A 955-nucleotide genomic window follows, 5' to 3' on the forward strand; every position below is an offset into this window, starting at 1 on the left:
GGTGTTATATCGCCACTGCTATCGAATATCATGCTGCATGAGTTCGATCAGTACCTGAACAAGCACTACCTCGGCAAAAAGGCCCGAAAGGATCGATGGTACTGGAACCACAGTATCCAAATCGGTCGAAGCTCAGCCATCCGAGAGAACCGACAATGGAAGCCAGCCGTCGCCTACTGCCGCTATGCCGATGACTTTGTGGTTATCGTCAAGGGCACCAAAGCCCAGGCAGAGGCGATTAGAGAAGAATGCCGGGAGATGCTGGAAGAAACTCTCAAGCTGACACTGAACATGGATAAGACCAAAATTACCCATGTGAATGACGGCTTCGTGTTCCTGGGGCATCGCATCATACGCAAGCGGAGCCGTTATGGCGACATGCGGGTGGTGGCGACGATCCCCCTGGATAAGGCACGCAACTTTGCAGCATCTTTAACCGCCAAGCTGTCAGGCAATTATAGTGAAAGCAAAATCGACATGGTCGAATCCATCAACCGAAAGCTGAAAGGCTGGGCGGCGTTCTATCAGTTCGTCGATCACAAAGCGAAAGTCTTCAGCTACATTGATGGTGTCGTGTTCTGGAAACTGGCCCATTGGCTGGGCCGCAAATATCGCTCCCGGCTCAAACCACTGATGCGCCACTGGTTCAAAGCCCCGGCTTCTGGTCAAAGTAAGACTTGGGTGCTGTTTGGCAAAACCAATCAGGGGCTATTCAGTGGAGCTATTCTGTACCGACTCGTCGGTCACGGGAAAAAGCGATTCCGTTGGCGTCTTCCGGAAGGTAATCCCTACCTGAGGACAGAGTCCAGAAACACGTGGACCTCTCGCTTTCCCGAAGTCGCCATGGCATTTGCCAGCGTTTAGACGGAGAGCCGGATGCGCTGAAAGGTGCACGTCCGGTTCGGAGAGGAGAGGCAGGGAGATAGTTCGACTACGCCCTGCCTCTTACTCTACT

1 protein-coding gene is annotated in these 955 nt (G+C 53.1%); it reads left to right on the plus strand.

What is annotated here, in order from left to right:
* On the plus strand, window positions 1-864 hold an 864-nt coding region (locus tag MLC59_RS19780), incomplete at its 5' end, for a reverse transcriptase domain-containing protein (protein ID WP_248237319.1).
* Between the last annotated feature and the right edge of the window lie 91 nt (window positions 865-955).

Origin of the sequence: Marinobacter bryozoorum (assembly GCF_023156245.1) — a bacterium.
GTDB classification, from domain to species: domain Bacteria; phylum Pseudomonadota; class Gammaproteobacteria; order Pseudomonadales; family Oleiphilaceae; genus Marinobacter; species Marinobacter bryozoorum.